This is a genomic window from Kamptonema sp. PCC 6506 (genome assembly GCF_000180455.1).
GTDB classification, from domain to species: Bacteria; Cyanobacteriota; Cyanobacteriia; order Cyanobacteriales; family Microcoleaceae; genus Kamptonema; species Kamptonema formosum.
Genome location: NZ_CACA01000277.1, coordinates 1 through 26,127, shown reverse-complemented (window position 1 = coordinate 26,127; position 26,127 = coordinate 1). Strand labels below are relative to the sequence as shown.

The window sequence follows — 26,127 nt, the reverse complement described above, 5'->3', positions numbered from 1 at the left end:
CAATCAATTTAATGCTTTATCTGAGAAACTTAGTCTATCACCCCACCGTCTGCCCGGAAGCTATTCTCAAAAATATTAACTTAGAACTATCGCCACAGCAGATGGGGCTGATAGTTGGTCGTAGTGGCTCTGGCAAAAGTACATTATTGGAAATTTTAGCTGGTCTTGCAGAAAAAACTAGCGGTGATATCCGCTGGCGGGAACAGGAGTTGACACCAGAACATTTACAACAGTTAGGAGGCTTAGTATTTCAATTTCCAGAACGGCATTTTTGCGGGGGTACAATCTTAGAAGAATTGCGATTAGGACATCCAGAAATAGGGCAAGAACAAATTAGCCAAGCTATGACAGAAGTAGGACTCGCACATTTGCCCCTACACGCTTCGCCTCATGCTTTGAGCGGCGGTCAGCAGCGGCGAATAGCATTAGCTGTGCAGCTAATTCGTCAGCCACATTTGCTGCTATTAGATGAACCAACAGCGGGGTTAGATTGGTCAATGCGGCGGCAATTAGTGAGTTTATTAAATAAACTCAAAAATCATTGGACTTTGTTAGTTGTAACTCACGATCCGAGCGATTTGTTGAGTATTGCCGATCGCTGTTGGACTTTGAATCACGGCGATTTGCAGCCTGTCGATAATAGTAAATTAGAAATTCCAGAGACAAGCCATGTTTAGTACAGCTACGCTACCTGAGATGAATGAATTGTGGCAGCAAACGCTCTCATGGCAGCCAAATGATGAGCAGCAGCGACAATTTCAACAGCTTTATGAATTAATTATTGATGGCAATAAACACCTGAATTTAACTCGGATTACTGAACCATTAGAGTTTTGGGAAAAACATCTTTGGGATTCTTTGCGGGGAATTGCACCCCTGCTGTCACCTAATAATTTGGGGGCAATTGATGAATTACCCTTAAAACCGATGCAGAAAGTCATCGATATTGGAACGGGTGCGGGTTTCCCAGGGTTGCCAATTGCGATCGCACTTCCTAACTTCACAGTCACTTTACTGGATGGGACGCGCAAAAAAATTTCTTTTCTAGAAACTTTAGTCCCGGAATTAGGGATAAAAAATGCTGTTCCTTTGATTGGCAGATCGGAGGAAATTGCACACCAGCCGCAGCATCGACAATTTTACGATCTGGCTTTTCTCAGAGCAGTCGCATCAGCATCAATTTGTGCCAAATATTCTTTGCCATTGCTAAAACCTGGCGGTTTCGCTATTCTTTATCGGGGTAATTGGACGGTTGAGGAAGAAGTAGATTTGCAGTCAGTTGTTGAGGATTTGGGTAGTGCGATCGCCCTCGTTGAAGCCTTTACCACTCCCGTGAGCCAGAGCGTGCGTCACTGCGTTTATTTGCGGAAAAATACATGATAAGAAGAAGGAAGAAGGAAGAAGGATTTACTTACTGCATTTCTATATAATAATTTACTCAACCAATCCTCTCTATTCCCTGACTAAGGGGACGGCGACAGTAGAGTAGTGCTGCCACAATTAATATGTTTGTAAAAAATATATTTAATTGGCCGCACCCACCCTCGAAAAAAATTTTAGGCCGATCCTTTGCTTTTCCTGATTCCTGTGTTATTCTAAATAACAGTAGAACTTTTGAAATAAACCATTTAGGGTAACAAAGGAGGTGATGCCCATGATAGAAAGTAGTATAACCATGGGTCATCAGGTTGGAGAATGCCGGCTGCGTGCCGGGGCTGCTCTCTAGCATTTAGCCTGCGTTCCCAACGGGGAACAATATCCCTTGGATAACTAGGCAGATCTAGGGTTCCACCCGGCAGTTAGGTTCTAATCTGAAGACCCGCTAGACCGCTCTCACCGAATAGTATGAAGCTTTTGCTTAATACTATTGGTGAGAGCGGATAGTTTTTGGTAAACTTTTGGGAAAATGGGATATTAATACCATGCCTTTAATAAGAAAATCATGACTAAATTGCTGAGTGATACCCAAATTCAAGAAGCGATCGCCAAATTGTCGGGCTGGACAGTAAATGGTAAGGAAATTCAGTCGATCAGGAAATTTAAGGATTTTGTAGAGGCGATCGCGTTTGTGAATAAATTAGTCGCACCTGCTGAAGCCGCAGGACACCATCCCGACATTGAAATTTCCTATAACAAGGTGACAATTAGCTTGACAACTCACGATGCAGGAGGTTTAACAGAAAAAGACTTTACCCTGGCTCAGGAAATTTCTACTTTAAATTAAAAAGGTTTCCCACCTCCCAACAGGAGTTTTTGCATCCGGCGACAGAAAGATAGCAGAAAGATTGCAATTTCGCAACTGTGCTGGGCTAGAATCAGGAGTGAGAAAGTCGAGATGCAGAAGTCCAAAGTATAACGGCTGTTCGCCATCCTCCAAGTCATGATCATATTTGAGAAGCAAGAGTTCTTGAACGAGTCTGCTGAGAGAACTGAGCTAATAGAGCAGCTATTAGATATCGGTGCAGCTTTGTCCAGTACCCAGGATTTGCGAGATCTATTAAATCTGATTCTATCAAAGAGTCGAGAGATCACCAGCAGTGATGCGGGCAGCGTGTACTTAGTAGACCATACCGACAACACATCGAAATTACTATTTAAAGTAGCCCAAAACGCATCTCAGCCCAGCCTTTCCTTTAACGAGTTTGCCATACCAATGACACATCAAAGCTTGGCAGGCTACGTAGCTCTGACAGGGGAAAGCTTAAACTTACCAGACGCTTACGATTTACCCCCAGGAGTACCTTATCGGCTCGATACAAATTTTGACCGGGATATATCTTACCGTACTCGCTCAGTCATGGTACTGCCGATGGAAAACCGCCAAGGCGATACCATCGGCGTGATTCAGCTTATTAACCGCAAAATTAGACCCGATGCCGTGCTCACAGATCGGAACACTTTGGAGTTAACACAGCCTTATTCAGAGTGGGAACAGAGGATCGTGCGATCGCTCGCTTCTCAGGCGGCCATATCTATTGAGCGCAATCAACTGCAAGATAGTATAGAACAACTATTTGAAGGCTTTGTCAGAGCATCCGTGCAAGTAATTGAAGCCAGAGACCCCTGCACTTCTGGACATTCAGAACGAGTTGCAGCTTTGACAGTGCGACTGACAGAGGAAGTGAATGCGATCTCAACAGGCCCACTACGCCCCCTTTATTTTAGCGATCGCCAAATTCAAGAAATTCGTTACGCCGCCCTTCTCCATGATTTCGGCAAAGTCGGCGTACCCGAAGCCATCTTAACCAAACAGAAAAAGCTTTACTCAGAACAACTCGACGTCATTCGCAACCGTTTTGCCGTAGCGCACCGGACACTAGAAATGCAGTGCGCTCAATCTAAATTTAGCTACTTAATGCAGAATCCGAGCGATCTCCATCTAGACACAGAAGAGAAATGCTCTCATTGCCAATATCTCCAAGGACTTGATGGAGAATTAGCAGCAGAGGTTTCTCGACTAGCTAGTTACTGGAATGTCCTCCTAGAAGCCAATGAGCCACACATTCTAGCAGAAGAACCCCTCAGCCAACTGCGAGAACTCTCCGACTACAGTTATAGAGATATAGATGGTAAAGTCAAGCCCCTCGTCACCCCAGAAGAAATCGCTCAACTGATGATTCCCAGAGGGAATCTGACACCAGACGAACGCTTAGCGATAGAATCTCATGTCACCCACACCTACGAATTTCTGAAGCGGATTCCTTGGACAAAGGATCTCAAAGATGTACCCAACATTACCTATGGACACCACGAGAAACTAGATGGTAGCGGCTACCCTCGTGGCTTAAGACATATAGAAATTCCAGTTCAGGCTCAGATTATGGCGATCGGAGATATATATGATGCACTTACCGCAGGCGATCGCCCCTACAAACGCGGCTTGCCAACAGAAGTAGCTTTGAAAATTATGCGGCAAGAAGTCGCTCAAAATAAAATCAGCGGCGAGTTGTTGGAACTATTCGAACACCGCCAAGTCTTCACTGTACTGGGACACGCCTTAGAGGTTGAACTTGAAGAATTAGCTTGAACCCTTGTCAAAGTTATGGCAAAAATAGATAATTACTTCAAACTCTAAACCCTCTTAGGCAATCTTGACCAATGCGATCCCCACCCGGAGTCTCCAACGGTCAAGATCGGGTAAACTGAAACCAGCAATTATCCCAAAGCCGAATCCGGGCCCTCAAAACCAGTAGAGAAAAGATAAAAAGAACAAAATCGTATTTTGATCTACTTGCCAAATTGTGTTAACCTATCAACGACTGACAAATTTTTAACGGGCCGCGCACAACGCCTTTAACAGGTAAGCAGAGATTCTGCCAAACCAGGGAGAAGTCCCTAAACGCTAGACGCAGCTCGTTGTAAGACTTAGGATAGCAGACCGCCTTTAGGGGCAAAAGGATTGCGCCCAAGCACCCTATCACTAGGGATACCTAAAGTGAAAGCTTTAGAGAATCCCATTCCCATTTTAGGGGTGGGAATGTTAACAAATAGAAGGCTACAATAGTCTCTCTGTAATCGGTGTGAGGATGAGAGTGAATATGTCTAAATTTTTCTGGAGTTCATTGTTAATCAGCCCAGCTCTGTTGGGAGCAACCCTAGTTGTCTCAGCTAGTGCTATGGCTACCAGCAGCCAACCTAATGCTGAAGCTCTCAAGCTACAAGCTGCACAAACGAAAGCTTCCGAAGTTCAGCTAGAGCCTGTAGCAGTAACCGAGCAAACACCTGTTACCCAGGTTGAAGAAGTTTCCAATGCCTCTGAAGTAAAAACAGAGCCAGCAATTGTAGGGCAAAAACTAGAGACCGCAACCAACGCGATCGCAGCTAACCCTACAGCAGCAGTTACCGATAACTCTGTAACAGAGCAAGCCAGTACACTGCAACTAGAATTGGGTGTACCAGAGCAAATCAGCGCCGCCCCACTGGAAGCACCAGCCCCGGTAGCTGTAGAACAGACACAACCAACTTTAGCAAATTCTGCTGAAGTGTTGGCTCAAACTGCTGCCCCAGAAACTAACAATCCGGCAGCAACATTAGAACAACTTAATCAGTACAGCAGCGAAGGTTCAGCCAACGGCGAAACTCAGGGTCAAGTTACCTCAGTTTCTCAACTTTCTGACGTACAGCCCACAGACTGGGCATTTCAAGCACTGCAATCCTTAGTCGAACGCTACGGTTGTATTGCAGGTTATCCTGACGGTACTTATCGCGGCAACCGGGCAATGACCCGCTACGAATTCGCCGCTGGTTTAAACGCTTGCTTGGAACGAGTCAACGAACTGATCGGTGCTGGCACAGCTAACCTAGTCAGCAGAGAAGACTTGGCAGCTCTCCAACGCTTGCAAGAAGAATTTGCCGCTGAACTGGCTACCCTGCGCGGTCGCGTCGATGCTCTTGAAGCTCGGACTGCCGAACTAGAAGCCAACCAATTCTCTACTACCACCAAACTAACTGGGGAAGCAATTTTCGCTCTCAGCGATGACTTTGGCGGCGGTTTAGGCTTTAGTGCCTTCGGTCGCGATTTTGGTGACGACGACCGAGACTTTGGTTCTGATAACAACGAGGCTGTATTCCAACAGCGCGTTCGCCTCAACTTAAATACCAGCTTCACTGGTAGAGATTTATTGCTGACCAGATTGCAAGTTGGCAACGGTCAGAACTTTAATTTTGGCGCTACCAAAGAAGGCTTACAAACTTGGCAAGCAGTTGGTAACACAGGTAATACTTTTACCCTGGATAGCCTGCTGTACAAATTCCCCGCAACTTCGCGGTTGAATGTCACCATTGCAGCTAACGCTGGTACTTGGGACGATATTATCCCCACTGTCAACCCTTACTTTGAAGACTTTGACGGTGGTAACGGTGCGCTCACATCTTTTGCACAGAGAAACCCAATTTACCGTTTAGGCGGTGGTGCAGGTCTTGGCTTTGACTATGCCTTCGGCGGCAGAGGACTCTTGGGTGGTATCTTTGGCCCAACCTCTTTCTCCTTCGGCTATCTAGCAGCAACAGCGTCTAGCCCCGCTGAGAGCGATGGCTTGTTCGGTGGCGACTATGCAGCGATGGCCCAGCTTACTTTCACACCGGGAAGAAACTTCCAGTTTGCTCTGAGCTACAATCACGGTTATTTCGACCGGGGTAACTTCGGGTTTGATAACGGTTTAGCGAATGGTACTGACTCACTGGGCGGTTTCACGGGTACTGGCGTAGCTAACTCCCTCAATGGTGTAACTGAAGGCTTTTATGAAGGTAATCGCGCTAAGCGAGTTGTCAGTAACTCCTACGGTCTAGAAGCCTCCTTGCGCCTGAACCGCAGGTTTGTACTGGGTGGCTGGGTTGGATATACCGCTGCTCGCGCGATCGGTCTCGGCGATGCCAAAATTTGGAACTACGCTGTCACCTTAGCTTTCCCAGACCTTGGAAAAGAGGGTAACTTGGGCGGTATTGTACTAGGTCGCGAACCTTACCTAGCTAGCTTTGAGGCTCGCGATGGTTTGGATAAAGGCTTCGGCAATGATTCTTCCTACCACATTGAAGGTTTCTACAAGTTCCAGCTAACGGACAATATTTCCGTAACACCAGGTGTCGTGTGGATTACGAACCCCAACCAAAATGATGATAACGATGACATCATTATCGGTACGCTGAGAACAACATTCACGTTCTAATAGGTATGGTGAGCTAAGTATTCCTTCTCATACTCCAAGTTCCATACAGAACCCTGCTTTTGCAGGGTTTTTTTTGCGGTCTTGGCGGTTGCTATAATTGCTAATTGCTAATCGCTAATTGCTAATCGAAAAAATTTCTCCCCATCTCCCCCGCTCCCCTGCTCCCCCGCTCCCCCGCTCCTCTTTTTAATGGTGAATTGGCAGAAATTCGTTAAACCCCAGTGGAGAACCGGGATATAATAAAGTAAGAAGTCAAAATTTAGAAGTCAAAAGTCAGAAAATTATTGAATTTTGACTCTTCTGTTCATAAATCTGGGATTTTAATTCTTTGTATTATGGTAGAACTTTCGTGTAAAAGCGAATATGCAATTCTAGCTCTGCTGGAGCTAGCAGCTCACTACAATGAGGGAGAACCCCTGCAAATTCGCTCTATTGCTTCCCAGCAAAATATCCCCGATCGCTATCTAGAACAACTGTTAGCCACACTCAGGCGTGGGGGTGTTATCCGTAGCCAGCGAGGGGCCAAGGGAGGTTATCTTTTGGCGCGGGAACCCTGGAAAATTACACTTTTAGAAATTCTAAATTGTCTGGAAGGAGCAGACATGGATCGCTCTGAGAACAATAGCACCACTAAAACTTTGGAAAGTGCTGTAGTATTTGAGGTTTGGCAGGAAGCTCGCGAAATAGCTAACTCTGTTTTACAAAAATATACGCTACAGGATCTCACCGAGAGGCTAAATGCTAGGCGGCAGTTAGATATCATGTATTACATCTAGTTAATGGTTAGTGGTTAGTGGTTAGTGGTTAATGGTTAGTTGTTAGTTGTTAATATTTGACAATCAATAACTAGCAACTCATAGCTATGACTAACTAGATAAACAAACTTTCGTGTTCATCGTACTAGCGACTAAAGTCGCTTAATTGGAGAAGAAAGCGATTAAAGTCGCTACTACAAACTTGATAGACGGTGGCATTATTAGTTTATTTATTTTTTCCAACTAACAACTAACAACTAACAGTCAACAATTAACAACCAACAACTAACAAATATTATGCGTATTGCTCGTGACATTACAGAATTAGTCGGTCGCACACCCTTGGTGCAACTAAACCGTATCCCGCAAGCTGAAGGCTGTGTGGCGAGAATTGTCGTGAAATTGGAGAGCATGAACCCTGCATCATCGGTGAAAGACCGGATCGGCGTTAACATGGTGAATGCAGCAGAGCTGGAGGGGTTAATCTCTCCGGGAAAAACGATTTTGGTGGAACCGACATCGGGTAATACGGGAATTGCACTGGCAATGGTAGCGGCGGCTAAAGGCTATCAGTTGATTTTAACTATGCCCGAAACTATGAGTAGCGAACGTAGAGCGATGTTGCGAGCTTACGGGGCGCAATTAGAACTCACGCCAGGGATTGAGGGGATGAGTGGCTGTATTCGCCGGGCTCAGGAGATTGTGGAGACAACGCCGAATGCCTATATGTTACAGCAGTTTCGGAATCCTGCTAACCCCCAAATTCACCGCCAGACAACGGCCTTAGAGATTTGGGAAGATACAGATGGTGAAGTTGATATTTTGGTGGCTGGGGTCGGTACTGGGGGGACGCTGACGGGTGTGGCGGAAGTGATTAAGGAGCGAAAACCTGAGTTTAAGGCGATCGCAGTCGAACCCGCAAATAGCCAAGTTCTGTCTGGTGGAAGGCCTGGGCCTCACAAAATTCAAGGTATTGGTGCTGGTTTCATTCCCCCAGTCTTGAATGTGGACTTGATTGATGAGACTGTGATTGTGACGGACGATGAAGCGATCGCTTATAGTCGTCGCTTAGCCAGAGAAGAAGGACTGCTTTCTGGTATTTCTAGCGGTGCGGCTTTATGCGCCGCCATTTGTGTAGCTAAGCGGCCGGAAAATGAAGGCAAATTAATTGTCATGGTTCAACCTAGCTTTGGCGAACGCTATTTGAGTACGCCTTTGTTCCAAGAATCAGATCTGAGCATAGCAGCTCTGATCGGCTAAGTAGGTTAGGGGCTTTTGGGCAATTAGCGATCGCAAGATTAAGTGCGATCGCTTTCTATTTCTGTGATAACTTACGTAACACCGCCCAGAAAGGCGTTATCTTTACCACCTTTCCGGGCGGCGTTACGGAATTAATTATATTTTTTTGAGGTAAAGCAAGCGTGGGCGCTACTACTAACCACTACAAAACCCTAAATATCAACCCAACAGCAACTCAAGCTGAAATTAAGCAAGCCTATCGCCGTTTGGTGAAGGTATTACATCCCGATAGCAACAAGGAAACAGCAGGTCACGAGCAAATAATTCGCCTAAATGCAGCTTATGAAGTGTTAGGCGATCCTCAGCGGCGACATTATTACGATCGAGAACTTTCAGAAAAACCTCAACAGCCAAAGCCAGACATTCGCCATAACTATCGCAAAAAAGAAACTGGACAGGATGCCGATGAGCAAATAGAACAATGGCTCAAAAAAGTTTATAAACCAGTTAATAGAATGCTTACCCACATTCTTACTCCTCTAAAGAAGGAAATAGAGAAATTATCAGCAGATCCTTTTGACGACGAACTTTTAGGAGCATTTCAAATTTATTTAGACACCTCTCGCGACTTTCTTAAAAAGGCTTATAGTCTTTTTCGTTCTCTGCCAAATCCGCCTAATTTAGCAGGAGTTGCTGCTCAGTTTTATTATTGTCTCAATCACGTTTCAGATGGAATCGAAGATTTAGAAATGTTCGCGCTTAACTATGACGATCGCTACTTGCATACAGGTCAAGAGCTCTTTAAAATAGCGGGTAGATTGCGACGGGAGGCACAAGCTACTCTTAAAGAGATTTTGTAAGTAAATCCACCTACTTAAACAGAAGATACCGATGGCTAAAAAGTTAGCTGTATAAGCGTTCTTCCTTCTCTCCTAGATAACTAAATCCTTCTTCCTTCTTCCTTCTACTTAAAATCGGCAAAAAAATAGGATGATGTTAGAGGCCATCATCCGCTTACTGCAACTTGAAAGCTTGCTCAACCTTTGCTAGCAGTTACCAACATTTAGCAGACTGGAAGCTGTTAAGATAAAGCCTTAGCAACTAAATCGCAGTTTGCAAATTACCTAACAAACCGGTTAAAAGTTGAGCCGCGATTTGGAGGACAAAAAACGCAATCATGGGAGAAAAGTCAATTCCACCCAAAGGGGGAATAATCGAACGGAATAGATTTAAGTAAGGATCTGTTAACTGACTCAAGATCGAAAACGGCGGATCGAACCAGTTAATATTGGGGAACCAGCTTAAAAGTACCCGCACGATCATCAGAACTAGATATATTTGCACAAATGTCGCCAGGGTACTGGCTAGCAGACCTATTGAAGAACTCATTTCTTTACTAAAGTTTAAAACGACTTTGATTTCAATTTTAGCACAAATCGGCTTACTGGTCTTCAGCCAGCGATTCCTCGCCGTTATGAGCTGGTGAATTCCCATTCACACTGCCAAGCTGCAAGCGCACATCATCAATTGCCTGATTTAGTTGTGCAATTTTATCTTCCAGACTCAGGCGAGCTCCTTCAATGCGTTCGCTTTCAAGTTGGCGCTTTTTACCTTTGTTACCCTTGATCTCGGAGAATTCAGCCAGTGAATTTTCAGTAGCGCGGCGAACAAGTACAGTGCCTAAAACTGCACCCACTAAGCCGCCAATCGCAGCTCCTGCAATAAACCCCCCTGTAAAACCATCTCGATTGCTCATGCTTTCACCGACCCATGCAATATTTTCTTTACTAAAACTCAGCTCATTTCAATCTCCGATCGGGATTAAAACTGCTTACCTCGCAAGGTTTTTAAGCTATTTTCTTTGAGATTATAACATTTTTTAGCCTCGTTTTAATCCCGCTTTAAGGATTGTAAGTTATAGCAACCACCAAGGTGTTTAGGACATCCTGATGTCCTTCCCCCCTTGATTCTCTTCCCTTCTTCCCTTCTTCCCTTCTTCCCTAGTCCCTAGTCCCTAGCCCCTAGCCCCTAGTTATTAAGTGCCAAAAGTGCGATCGCCAGCATCACCCAGTCCCGGTACAATAAAACCGTGTTCATTCAGATGCTCATCGATCCCTGCTGTATAAATATTCAAATTCGGATACAGCACGCTTAAACGCTGCAAAGCTGGTGCAGCAACCACCACAGAGATAATCCGAATCAAGCTAGGATCGATCCCGCGCTGAGTCAATTCCTCCATTGTCTTGATAATCGTCCCCCCAGTTGCCAACATCGGCTCACTAATTAAAACCCGCGTTTCCGGGTTAAACTCCGGCGGTAACTTATTCAAATAACAACTAACTGCCAGCGTCTCCTCATTCCGCACCATACCGAGATGATAAATCGCAGCTAGGGGAACCACAGTCTGAATTCCTTCCATCAATCCCAACCCCGCCCGCAGAATAGGAATCACAACTAGCGGCGCTTCTGGATTGATAAACGTACCCGGACATTCAGCCAAAGGCGTTTGCACCATTGCATCCACCGTAGGTAGCCAATCTCGAATCGCCTCATAAGTCAACCACCGCCCCAATTCCGTCATGGCCGAGCGAAATAATACCGACGGTGTAGCCACGTCGCGGGCGACAGCTAGCCAGTGCTTGATTAAAGGATGAGGGGGGACGAACACGCGGAGTTGGGGAGGCATCGGTAGAAAATTAGAGAAAATAGGAGTTTGAGAAAGTTTTAGAGGCAAGGTGGAATTTTTCAATTTCCAACACCCAAACTATCATACCCCCGATTCGTAACGCCGCCCTCTGGGGGGCAAAGATACCGCCCAGAGGGTGGCGTTACGTATAGCAACCGCCAAGGCATATAAGTTATTGAAAAAGTTTTCCAATAGAGTTGACATAAATTTGCAACAAGGTTATAGTGATTTTTAGTGTTCTCCTCTCAAAGGATCGGCAGACGGGGGCAGTCGGCAATGGTAGACTGTTCCCGCATTTTTTTTTCACCAGAACTTTCCACATCATAGTAACGCCGCCATTCTGGGGATAAAGATACCGCCAGGATAGCGGCGTTACAGACAATTGCCCTTGGCTTTGCGCGGGGAATTAGTCTAAAATCTAAAATTTAAAATCTAAAATCAAAATGTCCGTTTCCACCCCATCCCAGTCATTTTCTGCTATCCCCCCTCAACAAACCAAGGAGTTTGATGTCATCGTCATCGGTTCAGGCATTGGAGGACTGGTGACAGCCACCCAGCTAGCCGCCAAGGGAGCCCAAGTTCTCGTACTCGAAAGTTACGTTATTCCCGGCGGAAGTGCGGGTTACTTTGACCGGGATGGGTATCGGTTTGATGTCGGGGCATCGATGATTTTTGGGTTTGGGCAAAAGGGTACTACTAACCTGCTCACCCGTGCCCTGCAAGCGGTGAATGTCAGCTTGGAAACTATTCCCGATCCCGTGCAGATTCACTATCACCTGCCTAACGGTTTGGAAATCCAAGTTCACCAAGTATATGAGAAATTCTTGCAAGAACTAATTGATAAATTTCCTCAAGAGCGGGAAGGAATCAGGCAATTTTACGATGAGTGCTGGCAGGTGTTCAACTGCCTCAACGCGATGGAGTTGCTTTCTCTGGAGGAAGTGGGATATCTGATGCGAGTGTTTTTCAAGCATCCCCTTGCTTGTTTGGGGTTGGTGAAGTATTTACCTCAGAATGTCGGTGACATTGCTCGTCGCTACATTAAAGATCCAAATTTACTCAAATTTATTGACATTGAGTGTTACTGTTGGTCAGTAGTTCCCGCTGAATTAACGCCAATGATTAATGCAGGGATGGTGTTTTCTGACAGGCACTACGGTGGCATTAACTATCCTAAAGGCGGAGTTGGGCAAATTGCTCAAAAATTAGTAGAAGGGTTGGAAAAAGCTGGCGGAACAATTCAGTATAAAGCTAGGGTAGCGCGGATTATTACAGAAAATGGCCGCGCGGTGGGTGTGGAATTAACAACTGGCGAAGTTTATCGGGCAAAACGGATAGTTTCTAATGCTACTCGTTGGGATACTTTTGAGAAGTTATTACCTGCGGAGGCAATGCCTAGTAAAGAGAAGAAATGGCAGCAACGCTATCAGAAATCTCCGAGTTTTTTGAGTTTACATTTGGGTGTTGAAGCTTCTGTATTGCCCAAGGATACGGCGTGTCACCATATTTTATTAGAAAATTGGGATAAAATGGAAGCACCGAAAGGGACGATTTTTGTGTCAATTCCCACATTGCTAGATCCGAGTTTGGCACCGAAAGGATATCATATTGTTCATACTTTTACGCCGAGTTGGATGGAGGAGTGGGAAGGTTTATCGGTGAAGGAGTATGAGGAGAAAAAAGAAGAGGCGGCGGGGAGAGTTATTGAGAGGTTAGAGCAGATTTTTCCGGGTTTAGATGCGGGTTTGGATTATATGGAAGTCGGTACGGCGCGATCGCACCGCCGATTTTTAGGCCGCGAAGATGGGACTTATGGGCCGATTCCACAGCGAAAGTTATTGGGTTTGCTGGGAATGCCTTTTAATCGGACTTCTATTCCTGGGTTATATTGTGTGGGAGATAGTACGTTTCCGGGTCAGGGTTTGAATGCTGTCGCTTTTTCCGGTTTTGCTTGCGCTCATCGAATTGCTGTGGATTTGGGATTTTGAGTGTCAACGCAGATGCCCACAATTAAAGGTTAACGGTTAACTGTTAACGGTTAACTGTTAACCAATTACCTCGTTTGATTGGTTTGGTACAAAGGGTTAAAGCCATCCTACAAATGACTAGGTTTATTTACTTAGCAGTTAGCGATCGCGCGATTTTTATTGAACGCAAAGAAAACCTTATTGGCTACATAACATTGAATGAATTTTTCCGTATCTACCTTTTGATATAAAAAACAATAATGTTTTCCCAAAAAAATCAAAAAAACCATAACTTAACCTTATTGATTGTTCCATATAACAGAATAAAATTATTTTTTATTAAATTTTCACACTTCGTTAACATTTGCAGGGAAAATCTAGATATTCTCCTAATTTAAGACAAACTGGGGTAGTCCTAATCTGCGCGTAAAGCTAGGGATCGGTGGGGCTCCGAACCAGATAACAGGGTGGATTTTTACAAAAAAAACTTTAATTGAGGTCTTTGCGACAAGGTTCTCAAAAAACAGACCAGCTACCTACAAAGGAGGCTGTACCTTTCTTTAATGCTGTAGGCCATAAGCGAACCTAAAGGTAAACTAACCATGCAAAAAAATGATTCTCCCATGTATTTGCCAACCTTAGATCAAGTTATAGATCGCTTCCCCTTGGCAGTTGCACCGAATACACCATTAATAGAAGTGGTTACGCTCATGGGCCAGATTCACAGCAGTTGCCCAGTAGAACAAGATATTCCCTGCGTACCTCTCAATCCCCCAACAACAGAAGTATCCCAATCTCTGGCCGCACCAATTATCGGAGAATCCAGAGCAGGCTGCGTTTTTGTCATCGAAGACTCAAGGCAAGAAATTTCTAAACCTTCAATTTTAAAAGGGATTTTCACTGAGCGGGATCTCGTCCAACTAATTGCTTCGGGTCAGAAATTAAGAGGAACTACTGTTGCCGAGGTTATGAGTATGCCAGTTGTCACCCTCACAGAATGTAAGGATCAGGATGTTTTCACTGCCTTAATCTTGCTGCGCCAACATCAAATTCGTCACTTGCCTATATTAAATACTAAAGGTCAACTCGTAGGAGTTGTTACGCCAGAAAGTATTCGGAAAGCGATGCTACAACCAGCAAATATTCTGAAGATGCGAAGTGTTGATGAAGTGATGGCACTGGATGTGATCCAAGCTCCTCCTACTGCTTCAGTGTTGAGTTTAGCGCAGTTGATGGCCGAACACCGCGTGAGCTGTATTGTAATTGCCAAAGAGGTAGAACAGGAAAGTGAGGAACAATCTGCGGAATTTCCTCCCAATTCCAAAGGAAATATCTACCCTTTTCCAGCCAAAACTCACCCCCCCATTCCGATTGGAATGGTAACAGAGCGAGACATCGTACAGTTTCAGGCCCTAGAGTTAGATTTGTCTCAGGTAGAGGCTCAAACGGTGATGAGTACGCCGCTATTTTCTCTCAAGCCAGAAGATTCGCTGTGGGTGGCTCATCAAGAAATGCAGCAGCGTTATGTACGGCGATTAGTAGTAGCAGGAGATCGAGGAGAATTGTTAGGAATTCTGACTCAAACTAATTTGCTGCGCGTCCTTGACCCTATGGAAATGTCAGGGATTATTGATGCTTTGCATTTGGCAGTAGAACAACGGACTAGCGAACTAAAAAGTGCGATCGCTTCCTTAAGTTTGGCTAACACGCAGCTAGAAAGCGAAATGGCCACCCGCGAACGGGCCGAACAGCGCCTCCGCCTCCTAGAATCTTGCGTAGTCAGTGCTAATGACGCGATTGTAATTATGGATGGAGGATTTTTAGATGCCTCAGATCCCACGATAGTTTATGTCAATGAAGCTTTTACTCAGATGACGGGTTATCGCCCTGAAGAAATTGTAGGTAAAACGCCTAATTGTTTACGAGGCCCAGCTAGCGATCTTGCCCAGATCGCGAAAATTCGTAGAGCGTTTTTGCGGCGAGAACCATTGCGAATTGAATTGATCAATTATCGCAAAGATGGTTCGATTTATTGGGTAGAGCTTAATAGTGTACCTGTAAATAATGAACAGGGAGTTTTAACTCATTGGGTATCTGTACAGCGAGATGTTACCGATCGCAAACAGATGGAACAGGCACTTTTCGAGGAAAAAGAACTGGCTCAGGTGACGTTGCAATCGATTGGCGATGGTGTAATTACCACTGATGCTGGAGGTCGGATTTATTCTCTTAACCCAGTAGCTGAAAAACTTACAGGTTGGTCAACTACTGAGGCCAAAGGTTTGCTGCTAGCTAAGGTGCTGAGGATTGTGAATGAAATCACTCGCGCACCGATGGAAAATATTACTCAGACAGCATTGCTTGAGGATCGGATTGTTGACCAGACAAATAATGGGATTTTGGTTGCTATATCTGGCCGCGAGTTTGCGATCGATCATTCCGTTGCCCCGATTCATACTAGCGATGGTCGCATTATTGGGGCAGTAGTCGTTTTTCGAGATGTTACTCAGGTTCGCACTCAGGCCCGGCAATTATCTTGGCAGGCAACTCATGATGCTTTGACTGGTTTAGTCAATCGCCGTGAATTTGAGTATCAGTTAGAACAGGCTATTTTGGGAGCGCAAAATCTGAAGGAAGAGCATATTTTGCTCTATTTGGATCTCGATCGCTTTAAAATTGTTAATGATACTTGCGGTCATATTGCTGGTGATGAATTGCTGCGGCAAGTGAGCGATTTGTTTAAAAGTAAGATTCGGAAAACTGATATTCTGGCTCGCCTGGGAGGGGATGAATTTGCTGTACTACTTTATCATTGCCCTCCAGAAAAAGGATTGGATGCTGCCGAGTCTTTGTTACGATCTATTCAGAGTTTTCGGTTTACCTGGCAAGGCAAAACTTTTTCTATTGGTGTCAGTATTGGTATCGCGGCCATTAATGTAGATGCAACCTCTAGTTCCTGTATTTTGAGTGCAGCGGATGTTGCTTGCTATGCGGCTAAAGATAAAGGCCGCAACCGCGTGCAGGTTTACCAAATTGGCGATCGCGAATTGGCAAAGCAGCGGGGGGAAACTCAGTGGGCTGTGCGAATTAACCAAGCTTTGGAAGAGAATTGGTTTAGCCTTTATTGTCAGCCAATTGTGCCTTTGATTAATGTCAAAGGTAGTCCAGAACATTGTGAAATTCTCCTCCGCCTCCGAGATGAGAAAGGTCAGATGGTCTCACCTATGGCGTTTATTCCTGCGGCTGAACGCTATAATTTGATGCACTCGATTGACCGTTGGGTAATCCGTACTTTGTTTGGTTATTTGCAAGATGCTCCTAGTTTTGTGTTCCCCAAACAAGAAAATTCAAAATCCAATCTGCCTTTTTCTACTCTTGGTAAGGCGCGTCGTCAAAATGTTAATTCCCTGTATGCTGTGAATTTGTCGGGGGCTAGTATTAATGACGATCAGTTTATTGATTTCTTGCACGAGCAGTTTACTACCTATAGGATACCACCGGAGGCGATTTGTTGGGAAATTACCGAAACTCTAGCTATTGCCAATCTCAGTAAAGCGGCAAATTTTATTAGAAAACTTAAGGATTTGGGCTGTTGTTTTGCTCTAGATGATTTTGGCAGTGGGATGTCTTCTTTTGCTTATCTGAAAAGTTTGCCTGTTGATTTTGTGAAGATCGATGGCAATTTTGTGAAAAATATTGTAGATAATCCGATTGATTTAGCAATGGTGGAGGCGATTAATCGCATTGGTCATGTCATGGGAATCCAAACTATTGCTGAATATGTGGAAAATGAAGCTGTGATGGAAAAACTTAAAGAACTTGGGGTAGATTATGCCCAGGGGTATTATTTGGGAAAACCTCAGCCTTTTCATTTAATAGTTGCTGATAGTGAGGAGGAAGTTTTGGGGGAGTTTCCGGCAAAATCTCTAACTTTTGAAGGGAAGCTGGCTTGTTAAGTAGAAGGAAGAAGGAAGAAAAATTTAGTTATCTAGGAGAGTCTGATGGCTATTCTCTATAATTTACTGGCATTAATTTACTCGCACCATTCAGATTAACTCGTTTTATGCTACAATTCGATTGCCAATTAGAAACCATTTATGCTAAAGATCGCCGGGAATGGCGAGCATGGTTGGAGAAAAACTGTAACACTTCTAGAGGTGTGTGGCTGATCTACTACAAAGTCAAAAGTAATTTACCAAGTATTAAATATACTGAAGCGGTAAAAGAAGCCTTATGCTTTGGCTGGATTGATAGTAAGGTCAAATCATTAGATGAAGAACGCTATATGCAGATATTTACTCCGCGCCAGCCTAAAAGTGTCTGGTCAAAATTAAACAAGCAATATATTGAAGAACTGCTCGCACAGGATTTGATGACTGAGGCCGGTATTAAAAAGATTGAAGTGGCAAAACAAGATGGATCGTGGACTTTGTTAGATGCAATTGAAGCATTAATAATTCCCCAGGATTTAATGCAGGCATTAGAAGCAAATGAAGCTGCAAACAGATATTTTCAGGCATTTAGTAATTCCAATAAAAAGAGTATCTTGTTTTGGATTGACAGTGCTAAACGTCCAGAGACAAGGTTGAAAAGAATTGAGCAAACTATAAATTTAGCAGCAGATAACAAAAATCCATTAACACGATAGGTGAAAGGCTATGTTGAGTTTTGATATTGCTAGTTAAGCTTTTTCTCTTAAAGGATTGGTCGCTCTTGAAAAGACTTATCGCGTTTTAAGAAGACTAAACACTTGTACTGATTAACGATTGGTTTAGTCATCGATATTGAAACTTTCACCATTACTGCGAGTAAGGGTTTTACCCTCAAACTCGTTATCGTCGTCATATTTTCCGCTAACTGTAATTTTTTCACCTACAGTCAGGTTGACGCGACCGAGAAGATCCGAGTCTCCTTCAACTACAATTTGTCCGTTGGGGGTGTTCAAAATAAATTTATCATCATCGATGACTTTGACGACTTCACCGGAAATTTGAGTAATACTCGTGCGCTGACTTAAATTAGCATTGGTCTGAGCTAAAACTACTTCAGGAATAGTAAATGTCGCGATAGCAGCGATCGCAAAACTAAGCAAGGATTTAAACTTCATTATTTGAAACTCCCGATGAATTGATGTATGAGTGTTTAATATTTAGCTATGACAAGCCAAGCTTAACATAAATATAAAAAATGATTTTTAGAGTAGTCAAAATCTATCAAAAGATAGGTATATGAGATCGCTTTGTGTTTTGATGTTAAAATTATAGCTGATAGCGGCTATTTGCTACACTATAGTCTAGCTTTTCTCCCACATCCACCCATGACAACATCTCAATTTTATATAGTCAAACAACCCCCAGGCCATTGCGAAATTATCCCCAGCGAACAAGTAGAAAAAAAAGAAAACCCCACCCTCATAGAAAAGTGGGGCCCCTATAATTCACAACAAGAAGCGATCGCACGTCGTATCGGTTTAATTCGAGCGGGAAAATGCCAACCTCAATAACAGCTAAAGTATTAAGACTTACACCTGGGGTTTCAGAAACCGGGTTTTTAACCAAAATACTTCTTTACAAGCCGTAGATTCGCTAAAAAACCCGGTTTCTTTGCTCGATCGCGTAATTCCTGTTTTACTTTTTACTCTTTGATTTAGCTTTCGTTTCCGCCTGATGATTGCTTCCTTGTTTCGCGACAATCTCCTGAGTCAAAACATCCAAAGCCTTGGTATATTGCGGATCTGCTAGCGTCGCAATCTTATTACGATCGCTCCTCAATTCTTGCTTTTGGGCCTCCGTCAGCTCAACCTTAAAATCTGGTTCAATCCCCGCATGATTAATATCCGTGCCATTGGGTGTAAAATACTTCGCGATCGTTACCGCCATCCCCGAACCATTGCCCACACCCCTTACTGACTGCACCAAACCCTTACCAAAAGTCTTGGTTCCCACCAAAACGGCTCGCTTATTATCCTGTAAAGCACCCGATAAAATCTCACTAGCACTCGCAGAACCGCCATCCACCAAAACTACCAATGGTTTATCTGTCATCGCTCGTTGATTCGCCGTTTGGCGATCGGCTTCACCTAAGCGATCGACTGTGGAAACAATAGTACCTTCTTTAAGCCACATCCGCGCAATTTCAATACTTCCATAGAGCAAACCCCCTGGATTCGATCGCAGATCTAAGATATAGCCCGTTACTTTCTTTTGTTCCAAAGACTTGATCGCATCTCGCATTTCCGATGCCGCATTGGCGCTAAACTGATTCAAGCGGATATATCCTATATCTCCCGCTGAACTTTTGTTAACAGAAGAACGTACAGGATGAATTTCAATTTTAGCCCGCTTTAGCTTAAAATCTATTTCCTTATTTCCTCGTAAAATTGTCAGCGTCACTTGGCTATTAATCGGGCCGCGAATCAGGTTTACCGCCTGAGTCGTATCCATTCCCTCCGTACTTTTCCCATCAATTTTGGTAATAATATCTTTCGCCAAAATCCCAGCTTGAAAAGCAGGAGTATCCTCTATCGGCGAAATTACCACCAACTTTTTCGTTTCCTCATCTTGAGTTAGCTGAATACCAACGCCAGTCAATTCCCCAGAAGTATCAATCTGCATATTCCTGAACTCTTCCGGGTCCATGAACCGCGTATAAGGGTCATCCAGCTTCTTCAGCATTTCCCGGATAGCCTTGTATGCTTCCTCGTCATTGGTATAAGTACGGTTAAGATAATCATTCCGCACTGCTTTCCAGTCAATCTGGTTGAAAGTACCATCTACATAACTTTTGTCAATTATCTGCCAAACTTCATCGACCAGTTCCTTGGGGCTCTGGCGAAAGGATGCTTGACTTTGGGAAAGATGAATACCTGCCCCAGTTACTGTGACAGCAGTCAGCATAACCGCTGTCGCACTTAGAATAAGCCCACGTTTTGTTATTACCATCTGTCTGCTGTGCTGGAGGAAAAGGTTGTGAAATAGTTAAGCTCAATGTAACACACGCAACGGTCAGGAATTAAAAATTAACAATTAAAATAGGACTATTAAGTATCGCTAAGGTAAGGTCGCCGTCTCAGTGGTAAAGTCAGTGCGGAGACGGCGGTGCTAACCAATTGCTGAAGGTAAATGTAAAGATGTACAGCGACAAGGGAGGCTAGCTCTAGAGTTTAGTACAAAGTATAACCTATTTTAGAGTAACTTAACTGGCTTTATTGAGGCGTAAAGCAGTTTTGTCATTACCTTTTCATAATTTGATTCATAATTTGAGGGAGTTAAGGTGGCGAAAAGTCAGATTTGAAGAGATTAATATTGCTATTGCTGCTAAATAGCAAAGAAATTATCATAATAGAGCTAAATAAACTGGGTTTTGATCGACTAATCTTTGAAGATGTTTTAAAAGTATAACAGACTTACGCAACCAACCAAAGAAACCGGGTTTTTTGACGAAAATACTTCGCCCTTATCCACAGATTCTCTCAAAAACCCGGTTTCTGGGACGATCTGCGTAAGTCTGTTATAAGCGAGTCAAAAAATTACTCACAAGGTGCTGGTTTCTTCAAATCTCAGCATCAGCCTTGTGAGTTTTTTCCCACCCTACCCTACTTTTAAAACCTCCTCTAAGACTCACGTCCTGATGACCATTTATCGCGCCATTTAACCGTGCCTTCGTGAGCTAAAACCCAGCGGCGGCAAACCAGATTTTCTCGCAGCGGTGACTGTCCCTCCCGCAATAAAACGTACTTGTAAGCAATCAGCTTGCCCGCACTTTCATTAAAAGGAATTTCCCCAAACCAAGTATTAGTATTAATGTATTCCAGTGGGTAAGCATTACTAATATCCCAGTTGCCCAATTCGGGACAATCTCCGATTACCACAATCCTCTCACCCGGCTGAGTTTGAACGCTATTGAGCTGCGCCCGTACAATTACTTGCCCCTTAACTCGCTCCCCGACATGACTGAAGATAATTACTTCGCGCGAATCGAGCTCTAAATTATGCAACATCCTGTCTTTAACTTCAAACTTGCGGCGTGATAAAACCTCTGTATGTTCTCCGTCTGGTAACTCAGTATCAACCGATTCAATTGTTACAGGAGTACCCCGATTCATGGCTACAAATACCACTGAATCCCGATATCGCCGCACATAACAATAAACATCAGGAGTCAAATACTTTTGCCAGTGGCTACCCAGTGAAATAGCAGGATTTAGCCGCCGCAAACCAGAGAGCAATCGCAGATCTCGGTAAATTGGCGTGTCGGTTTCCCAACTTTCCATCATCGGGCGATTATAGGGGTCATTGCCGCCATCTGTATCATCGTGGAGGTACTGTTCAGTACCATAATAAATGCAGGGAATACCGCGAGTTGTCATAATTAAATCAATCGCCAGCCGTAGCATTTCTGGGTCAGAATTTAATGATTGAAACCGGGGCATATCGTGATTGTCAATAAATGTAATCAACTCCGTTGCCCCGTAATAGCGATGATCCAGGTTCAGAACATCCTGAATTAAATTAAATCCTCCTTCCGCACCCTGCGCCAAAGCTCCTCGAATTGCCACGCATAAGCCAAAGTCCAAAATTGTCATTCCAGACTCATTGGCAAATTCAACTGACTTGTCGCTTCTGGGATCGCTATAAATCCACTCTCCAAAGATGAAAACATCGGGCCGATGAGTTAAAATATCAGCGTTAAATTCTTGCCAAAACCAGATTGGCATATGCTTAACTGTATCCACTCGTAAAGCATCAACACCTCGGTCTAACCATTGTTTAATCGCTGATTTGATGTAGTTTCGGTACTCGATATTGTTTTCATTGAAAGTAGCTAAACCACTAAGTTCGCAGTTTTGCACCTGCCATTCATCTTCCCAGTTTTGAACTTCGCCGTAGTGGTGATACCAGTTATTTTTGTCGTCGTTGAAATCAGCTATTTTCACTCCATCGTCGTAGAGTTCGCCCTTTTTACCGCTAAAATCTGGGTTGCTATGATTGCAGACAATATCCAGAATAAGTTTCATATTCCGTTTGTGAAGTTCATCAATTAAACGGTCAAAAGTTGTATTTCTTGTTTCTTGGGTCGCGTTAAGAGAAGGATTTTCATCTTTGGCGATAAAACGAGGATTGAGCCGTTTAAAATCTTTGATCCAGTAACCGTGAATAGCAGCTTGTTCGATAAATAAAGCTTCAACTTGCTCGAACAAAGGAGTCAGCCAAAGCGCTGTCACTCCCAGGTTTTTTAAGTAGTCAAGTTTATCAATAACTCCTTGTAAGTCACCACCCCAATATTTTCCCCAGTCTTTTCCTTCTGGATCGTAAAGTTCCGGGTTTGGCCCTTCGCTATTTTCTGCGTCGCCATCGAAGAAGCGGTCAACTACGATGAAATAAATGGTTTCTTGGCGAAATTCTATATCTCTGGTATATAGAAATTCTAAGTCAATCTCGCTTTCCTGTTTAACTTCTTCTACGAGAGCTTCAACTTCTGCTTGGGGATTATTTACGTGATATTGTTCTGAAGTTTGAGTGGGAGTAACGGGTGTCATAAGATTAGCTTTCAGATATAGTTTAATAGCAAAATTTGCTTAACAGTGAGCAAGGCTATATTTGCTCACTGTTAAGACTGCCTTTTACAGCATCATACGGAATGTTTTTGTGCGTGCAATCTTCCTTTAGACTGAGGGCGGACTCATGGTTGAGGAGAAATGTCACAGCCGTCGATACTGTTATTAGTTCCGTGACGTAGCGCCGCCATCTTGGGGGTGACTTGACCCTCCAAGATGGCAACCGGACTGTGATTTTACCTAAGTCCTGATGTAATTAATTTCGTGCGACTACTTAAAGCGTTATTACTGCTAACTCACTACCGCCAACTCAGAAGTAACCGCAGGGTGTTCTACCCGAAAGACATTCGCGCTGAGGTTAGCAACAATTTGTTTTCCCTGCTGCGTCAGTTCCAAATACGCGATCGCATCCTTAATATACCCATAAACCACATTCCAGTAAAATTGAGGATATGCCTGCAACATATCCCCCGGATGCTCATAGCCCAAAATCTGATTCATGCCTGACTCCTCAAACTCATAAAATAGCGCACCAATCTTTTGCAAATATCGCGGATCGCTAAACTGACCAATAAAATCAGCCGCCCGAACCAAACCAGGATAATTAATCGTATCCTGCCGATCTTCCCCCGCAGGCACCGGAAAACGAGTTTGCTCAATATTGCGCTTAATCATCTCAGTATCGATCAGTTTGTGACCGCCAAAACGCTCATCAATAAACTGTTTCCCTCGGTCAACTCGATAAGGCGCGAGGCTAGCATCCGTCGCCCCAAACGGCAAAGAAACCTTAGTCTCCCCTATACCAGCCGCATATACTCCCAACTCGCATCGATCTTGGCGGCAGACACCTTTAACATACCCAATATCATGACAAAGCAGAGATATGTGAAAATGCAGCCAATCTTCGCAAGAAACACCACCTTCACGGATGTGTTTGCCACGCAAAATTTCCTGTCCCACCAACGTCACTAAAATAGTATGTTCGATATTGTGGTAAAGCGCATCACTATTAGCAATATTTTCCAAAGCCATACTGCCCGCCCAGCCAATAATATCTGCGTAGTCGGACTTATACCCTCCGTAAGTATGGTGATAGCCATCAGTCAGCCGTTTCACGAAATCATCAATTAGCAGCTCAGTTACATTAAACATCTTCAGTTCCTTTACCCAAACTGAGTCTTGAATTTACCGTTGGACTTTTTTACCTGCTACTACCGTTTGATGTTGATTTTGACCAACCTACCTATCTGGATTCAATAGGTCTGTACAGACTTGTCCACCAATATGAGTTATTATTGCTCAAATTACGGAAATAAACATCCGGGATACAACCCCACTTTCAGGAAAGTTTAACATCCATTTACCATACTCTGACCATCTATCCAACAAGTTCGCGATCGCCCCTGCGATTAGCAGTAAGGCGTAACATCTTCCCCGCATACATCTGCCAAAAACGACAGCGCCCGGAAACGCAACCATACCAATTCGTCATAAACCGGATTGAGTTTGCAAAGAGGTGGTATGTGGAAAAGCTGATGACCCCATAGGTAAATGTCTCTCTCAAAGGGACATTGAGCTGGAATGAACTCGCACAGTCGTCGAGCCATTTGGGGGTCACGCACCTCAATCCCATCCAGCCATTGACGCAACGGGTGCAGGAGTTTATCTTTAAGACTTGGGTGCAAGCGATCGCTTTCTGAGAAAATAGTTGTAGTAATTTCCATGACTAACTTTAGAAATTGTTCTCAATCAAGGCTATTTCAACCTGTCTCAATCATCAGCTAAATTCACCGTTGTCTCTGTGATGCAAATAAGTCCTCTCTGTGACTTTCACAGTAGTGGGAGGTGAGGTAAATCAGCTATTTTTGTGATTTTAAACAGGTTAAGAGTGTGAGGCAGATCGCGGAAGGTGCAGGATTGGAGAGCTTTAAGCTTTGACTTTTGAGATTGCTTCGTTCCTCACAATGTGCTTTACCCTACGGGTAGGCTAAGCCAAAACTGTACATGACTTTTGAACTTGGATTTTAAAGACATACTCAAAAGCTTTCTCCTTCTACTAATCGGGGCTTCTATAATATTTCATAGCTCATAAATTATAACTACCTTAGCATAAGCTTTATTTCCACTTAGCTAAGAATTGCAATTTAAGTAAATCCACCTAATTAAACATAAGATCGGGATGGCTAAAAAGCGTACTGTATAAACATTCTTCCTTCTCTCCTAGATAACTAAAATTTTCTTCCTTCTTCCTTCTTCCTTCTTCCTTCTTCCTTCTACTTATTACTCTGTCAACTTACCGCTCTCGGTTTCAGATGATGGCTAACCAACAACATCAATACGCCGATTTTTCTCAACAATACAATCCGGCAAATACTATTTTAGATAAACTCCCTGTCGAAGTCAAAAAATGGGCTGAAAGTTTGCCTTGGAACCAGCGGCGTTATGTTTTGTCCTTGTCTTATATACTTTGTGCATCTTCTCCTCAGATGCAAGCAGAGTTTTTGGATGATTACACAGCAGATGGCTTAGTTTCAAAAATGCTAGAAGATGTCGATACTCTCAGCAGAGTCAAGCAACATCTCATCGGTTTTCGCATTCAAACTGAACTGAATGAATCTGTACTTAGAGGCTATATTCGACAATTTTATATCCATTCCGCTCAAGATACACACCGACAACCAGATCAATACTTAGAATCAGCATTACGCTTAGTTTTGAGTACAGAAGAGCGCAATAATGTTTTCTCTTATATTTTAGGAATTGAGTTCATTAAAATTATGTTTAAAATGAGCTGGTTGCAGCAGGAAAGGTTGGCAAGGCTACAGAAAAACCAGGAAATTTTTATTAATAGTTACATCAAGCCGATTCAATACGCCCATAAACTCAACGCTCTAGTTGTACCTAAAGATGAAAAAATATTTTTTGCCCGCCGTACTTACTATATCAAAGTTCCTGAGATTAGCTATAAAAAGTTGATCGAGTTAGTCATGGCAACTTTTACTACAGATAAAGTTTGCAATTGTGGATTTGCTATTATGCGTCATATAAATTCTTTCCGCTTTGATTACGAATATATTTTTAATTCTGCACCCGACGATATCTTTCCCCCAGAATTTGAATCTATCCCTAATTAAATTAGAAGAAGGGACTAGGGGCTAGGGGCTAGGGACTAGGGGAAGAAGGGGCTAGGGGCTAGGGGCTAGGGACTAGGGAAAGAGGGGGAGAGGGGGAGCGGGGGAGCGGGGGAGATGGGGGATAT

General features: G+C 43.7%; 22 protein-coding genes. 13 read left to right on the top strand and 9 right to left on the bottom strand.

What is annotated here, in order from left to right:
* Positions 1 to 11 precede the first annotated feature (11 nt).
* The 8 genes from OSCI_RS15140 to OSCI_RS15100 all read left to right on the top strand — a co-directional run bounded on the left by OSCI_RS15140 (position 12) and on the right by OSCI_RS15100 (position 9,519).
* Positions 12 to 677 (top strand): ABC transporter ATP-binding protein, encoded by a 666-nt coding sequence (locus OSCI_RS15140; protein ID WP_007355885.1) that lies wholly within the window; start codon positions 12 to 14, stop codon positions 675 to 677.
* Positions 670 to 1,380 carry a 16S rRNA (guanine(527)-N(7))-methyltransferase RsmG gene (gene rsmG, locus OSCI_RS15135; protein ID WP_007355884.1) on the top strand — a complete coding sequence of 237 codons (711 nt, stop codon included), beginning with the start codon at positions 670 to 672 and terminating at the stop codon, positions 1,378 to 1,380. Before OSCI_RS15140 ends, rsmG begins: the two co-directional genes overlap by 8 nt.
* A 562-nt stretch (positions 1,381 to 1,942) precedes the next feature.
* Positions 1,943 to 2,224, top strand: coding sequence for a 4a-hydroxytetrahydrobiopterin dehydratase (locus tag OSCI_RS15125; protein WP_007355883.1), 282 nt, complete (start codon positions 1,943 to 1,945; stop codon positions 2,222 to 2,224).
* Between the two features lie 156 nt (positions 2,225 to 2,380).
* Entirely contained in the window at positions 2,381 to 4,027 is a 1,647-nt protein-coding gene (locus OSCI_RS15120; protein ID WP_007355882.1) for an HD family phosphohydrolase, read from the top strand.
* 511 nt (positions 4,028 to 4,538) lie between these two features.
* Entirely contained in the window at positions 4,539 to 6,665 is a 2,127-nt protein-coding gene (locus OSCI_RS15115) for an iron uptake porin (RefSeq protein WP_007355881.1), read from the top strand.
* Between the two features lie 335 nt (positions 6,666 to 7,000).
* On the top strand, positions 7,001 to 7,441 hold the full coding sequence (locus tag OSCI_RS15110; RefSeq protein ID WP_007355880.1) for an RrF2 family transcriptional regulator: 441 nt from the start codon (positions 7,001 to 7,003) through the stop codon (positions 7,439 to 7,441).
* 276 nt (positions 7,442 to 7,717) lie between these two features.
* Positions 7,718 to 8,680, top strand: coding sequence for a cysteine synthase A (gene cysK / locus OSCI_RS15105; protein ID WP_007355879.1), 963 nt, complete (start codon positions 7,718 to 7,720; stop codon positions 8,678 to 8,680).
* Between the two features lie 161 nt (positions 8,681 to 8,841).
* On the top strand, positions 8,842 to 9,519 hold the full coding sequence (locus OSCI_RS15100; RefSeq protein WP_007355878.1) for a J domain-containing protein: 678 nt from the start codon (positions 8,842 to 8,844) through the stop codon (positions 9,517 to 9,519).
* 241 nt (positions 9,520 to 9,760) lie between these two features.
* On the opposite strand, the gene OSCI_RS15095 is transcribed toward OSCI_RS15100, so the two are convergent.
* From OSCI_RS15095 to OSCI_RS32015, 4 genes are all read right to left on the bottom strand, one after another.
* Positions 9,761 to 10,048, bottom strand: a complete 288-nt coding sequence (locus OSCI_RS15095) for a YggT family protein (RefSeq protein WP_007355877.1) — start codon at positions 10,046 to 10,048, stop codon at positions 9,761 to 9,763.
* Positions 10,049 to 10,100: 52 nt separating this feature from the next.
* On the bottom strand, positions 10,101 to 10,415 hold the full coding sequence (locus tag OSCI_RS15090) for a hypothetical protein (RefSeq protein WP_007355876.1): 315 nt from the start codon (positions 10,413 to 10,415) through the stop codon (positions 10,101 to 10,103).
* A 279-nt stretch (positions 10,416 to 10,694) separates the two neighbouring features.
* Positions 10,695 to 11,345, bottom strand: coding sequence for a uracil phosphoribosyltransferase (gene upp / locus OSCI_RS15085; RefSeq protein WP_007355875.1), 651 nt, complete (start codon positions 11,343 to 11,345; stop codon positions 10,695 to 10,697).
* Positions 11,346 to 11,426: 81 nt separating this feature from the next.
* Positions 11,427 to 11,549: a hypothetical protein gene (locus OSCI_RS32015; RefSeq protein WP_267879557.1), complete on the bottom strand. Its 123-nt coding sequence runs from the start codon at positions 11,547 to 11,549 to the stop codon at positions 11,427 to 11,429.
* 239 nt (positions 11,550 to 11,788) lie between these two features.
* Here OSCI_RS32015 and crtH point away from each other — a divergent pair, with 239 nt between their 5' ends.
* From crtH to OSCI_RS15070, 3 genes are all read left to right on the top strand, one after another.
* The gene (gene crtH / locus OSCI_RS15080; protein WP_007355874.1) at positions 11,789 to 13,333 is read left to right on the top strand and encodes a carotenoid isomerase; all 1,545 of its coding nucleotides are present in this window, start codon (positions 11,789 to 11,791) and stop codon (positions 13,331 to 13,333) included.
* Positions 13,334 to 13,914: 581 nt separating this feature from the next.
* On the top strand, positions 13,915 to 17,268 hold the full coding sequence (locus OSCI_RS15075; protein ID WP_007355872.1) for an EAL domain-containing protein: 3,354 nt from the start codon (positions 13,915 to 13,917) through the stop codon (positions 17,266 to 17,268).
* Between the two features lie 107 nt (positions 17,269 to 17,375).
* Positions 17,376 to 17,960: a YdeI/OmpD-associated family protein gene (locus OSCI_RS15070; RefSeq protein WP_007355871.1), complete on the top strand. Its 585-nt coding sequence runs from the start codon at positions 17,376 to 17,378 to the stop codon at positions 17,958 to 17,960.
* A 123-nt stretch (positions 17,961 to 18,083) separates the two neighbouring features.
* Here OSCI_RS15070 and OSCI_RS15065 read toward each other — a convergent pair whose 3' ends face one another.
* A complete protein-coding gene (locus OSCI_RS15065) occupies positions 18,084 to 18,419 on the bottom strand; it encodes a hypothetical protein (protein ID WP_007355870.1) in 336 nt (111 codons plus the stop codon).
* A gap of 210 nt (positions 18,420 to 18,629) precedes the next feature.
* Here OSCI_RS15065 and OSCI_RS15060 point away from each other — a divergent pair, with 210 nt between their 5' ends.
* A complete protein-coding gene (locus OSCI_RS15060) occupies positions 18,630 to 18,815 on the top strand; it encodes a DDE transposase family protein (protein ID WP_007355869.1) in 186 nt (61 codons plus the stop codon).
* Positions 18,816 to 18,939: 124 nt separating this feature from the next.
* Here the strand turns inward: OSCI_RS15060 and ctpC are convergent, their stop codons facing one another.
* The 4 genes from ctpC to OSCI_RS28540 form a co-directional block, all read right to left on the bottom strand.
* Positions 18,940 to 20,253 (bottom strand): carboxyl-terminal processing protease CtpC, encoded by a 1,314-nt coding sequence (gene ctpC / locus OSCI_RS15055; protein WP_019487571.1) that lies wholly within the window; start codon positions 20,251 to 20,253, stop codon positions 18,940 to 18,942.
* A gap of 671 nt (positions 20,254 to 20,924) precedes the next feature.
* Positions 20,925 to 22,850, bottom strand: a complete 1,926-nt coding sequence (locus OSCI_RS15050) for an alpha-amylase family glycosyl hydrolase (protein WP_007355867.1) — start codon at positions 22,848 to 22,850, stop codon at positions 20,925 to 20,927.
* A 309-nt stretch (positions 22,851 to 23,159) separates the two neighbouring features.
* Positions 23,160 to 24,020: an Npun_R2479 family HD domain-containing metalloprotein gene (locus OSCI_RS15045; protein ID WP_007355866.1), complete on the bottom strand. Its 861-nt coding sequence runs from the start codon at positions 24,018 to 24,020 to the stop codon at positions 23,160 to 23,162.
* A 257-nt stretch (positions 24,021 to 24,277) separates the two neighbouring features.
* Positions 24,278 to 24,592, bottom strand: a complete 315-nt coding sequence (locus tag OSCI_RS28540) for a Mo-dependent nitrogenase C-terminal domain-containing protein (protein ID WP_007355865.1) — start codon at positions 24,590 to 24,592, stop codon at positions 24,278 to 24,280.
* Between the two features lie 591 nt (positions 24,593 to 25,183).
* On the opposite strand from OSCI_RS28540, the gene OSCI_RS15040 reads away from it, so the two are divergent.
* Positions 25,184 to 26,002, top strand: coding sequence for a hypothetical protein (locus OSCI_RS15040; protein ID WP_019487572.1), 819 nt, complete (start codon positions 25,184 to 25,186; stop codon positions 26,000 to 26,002).
* Positions 26,003 to 26,127 lie beyond the last annotated feature (125 nt).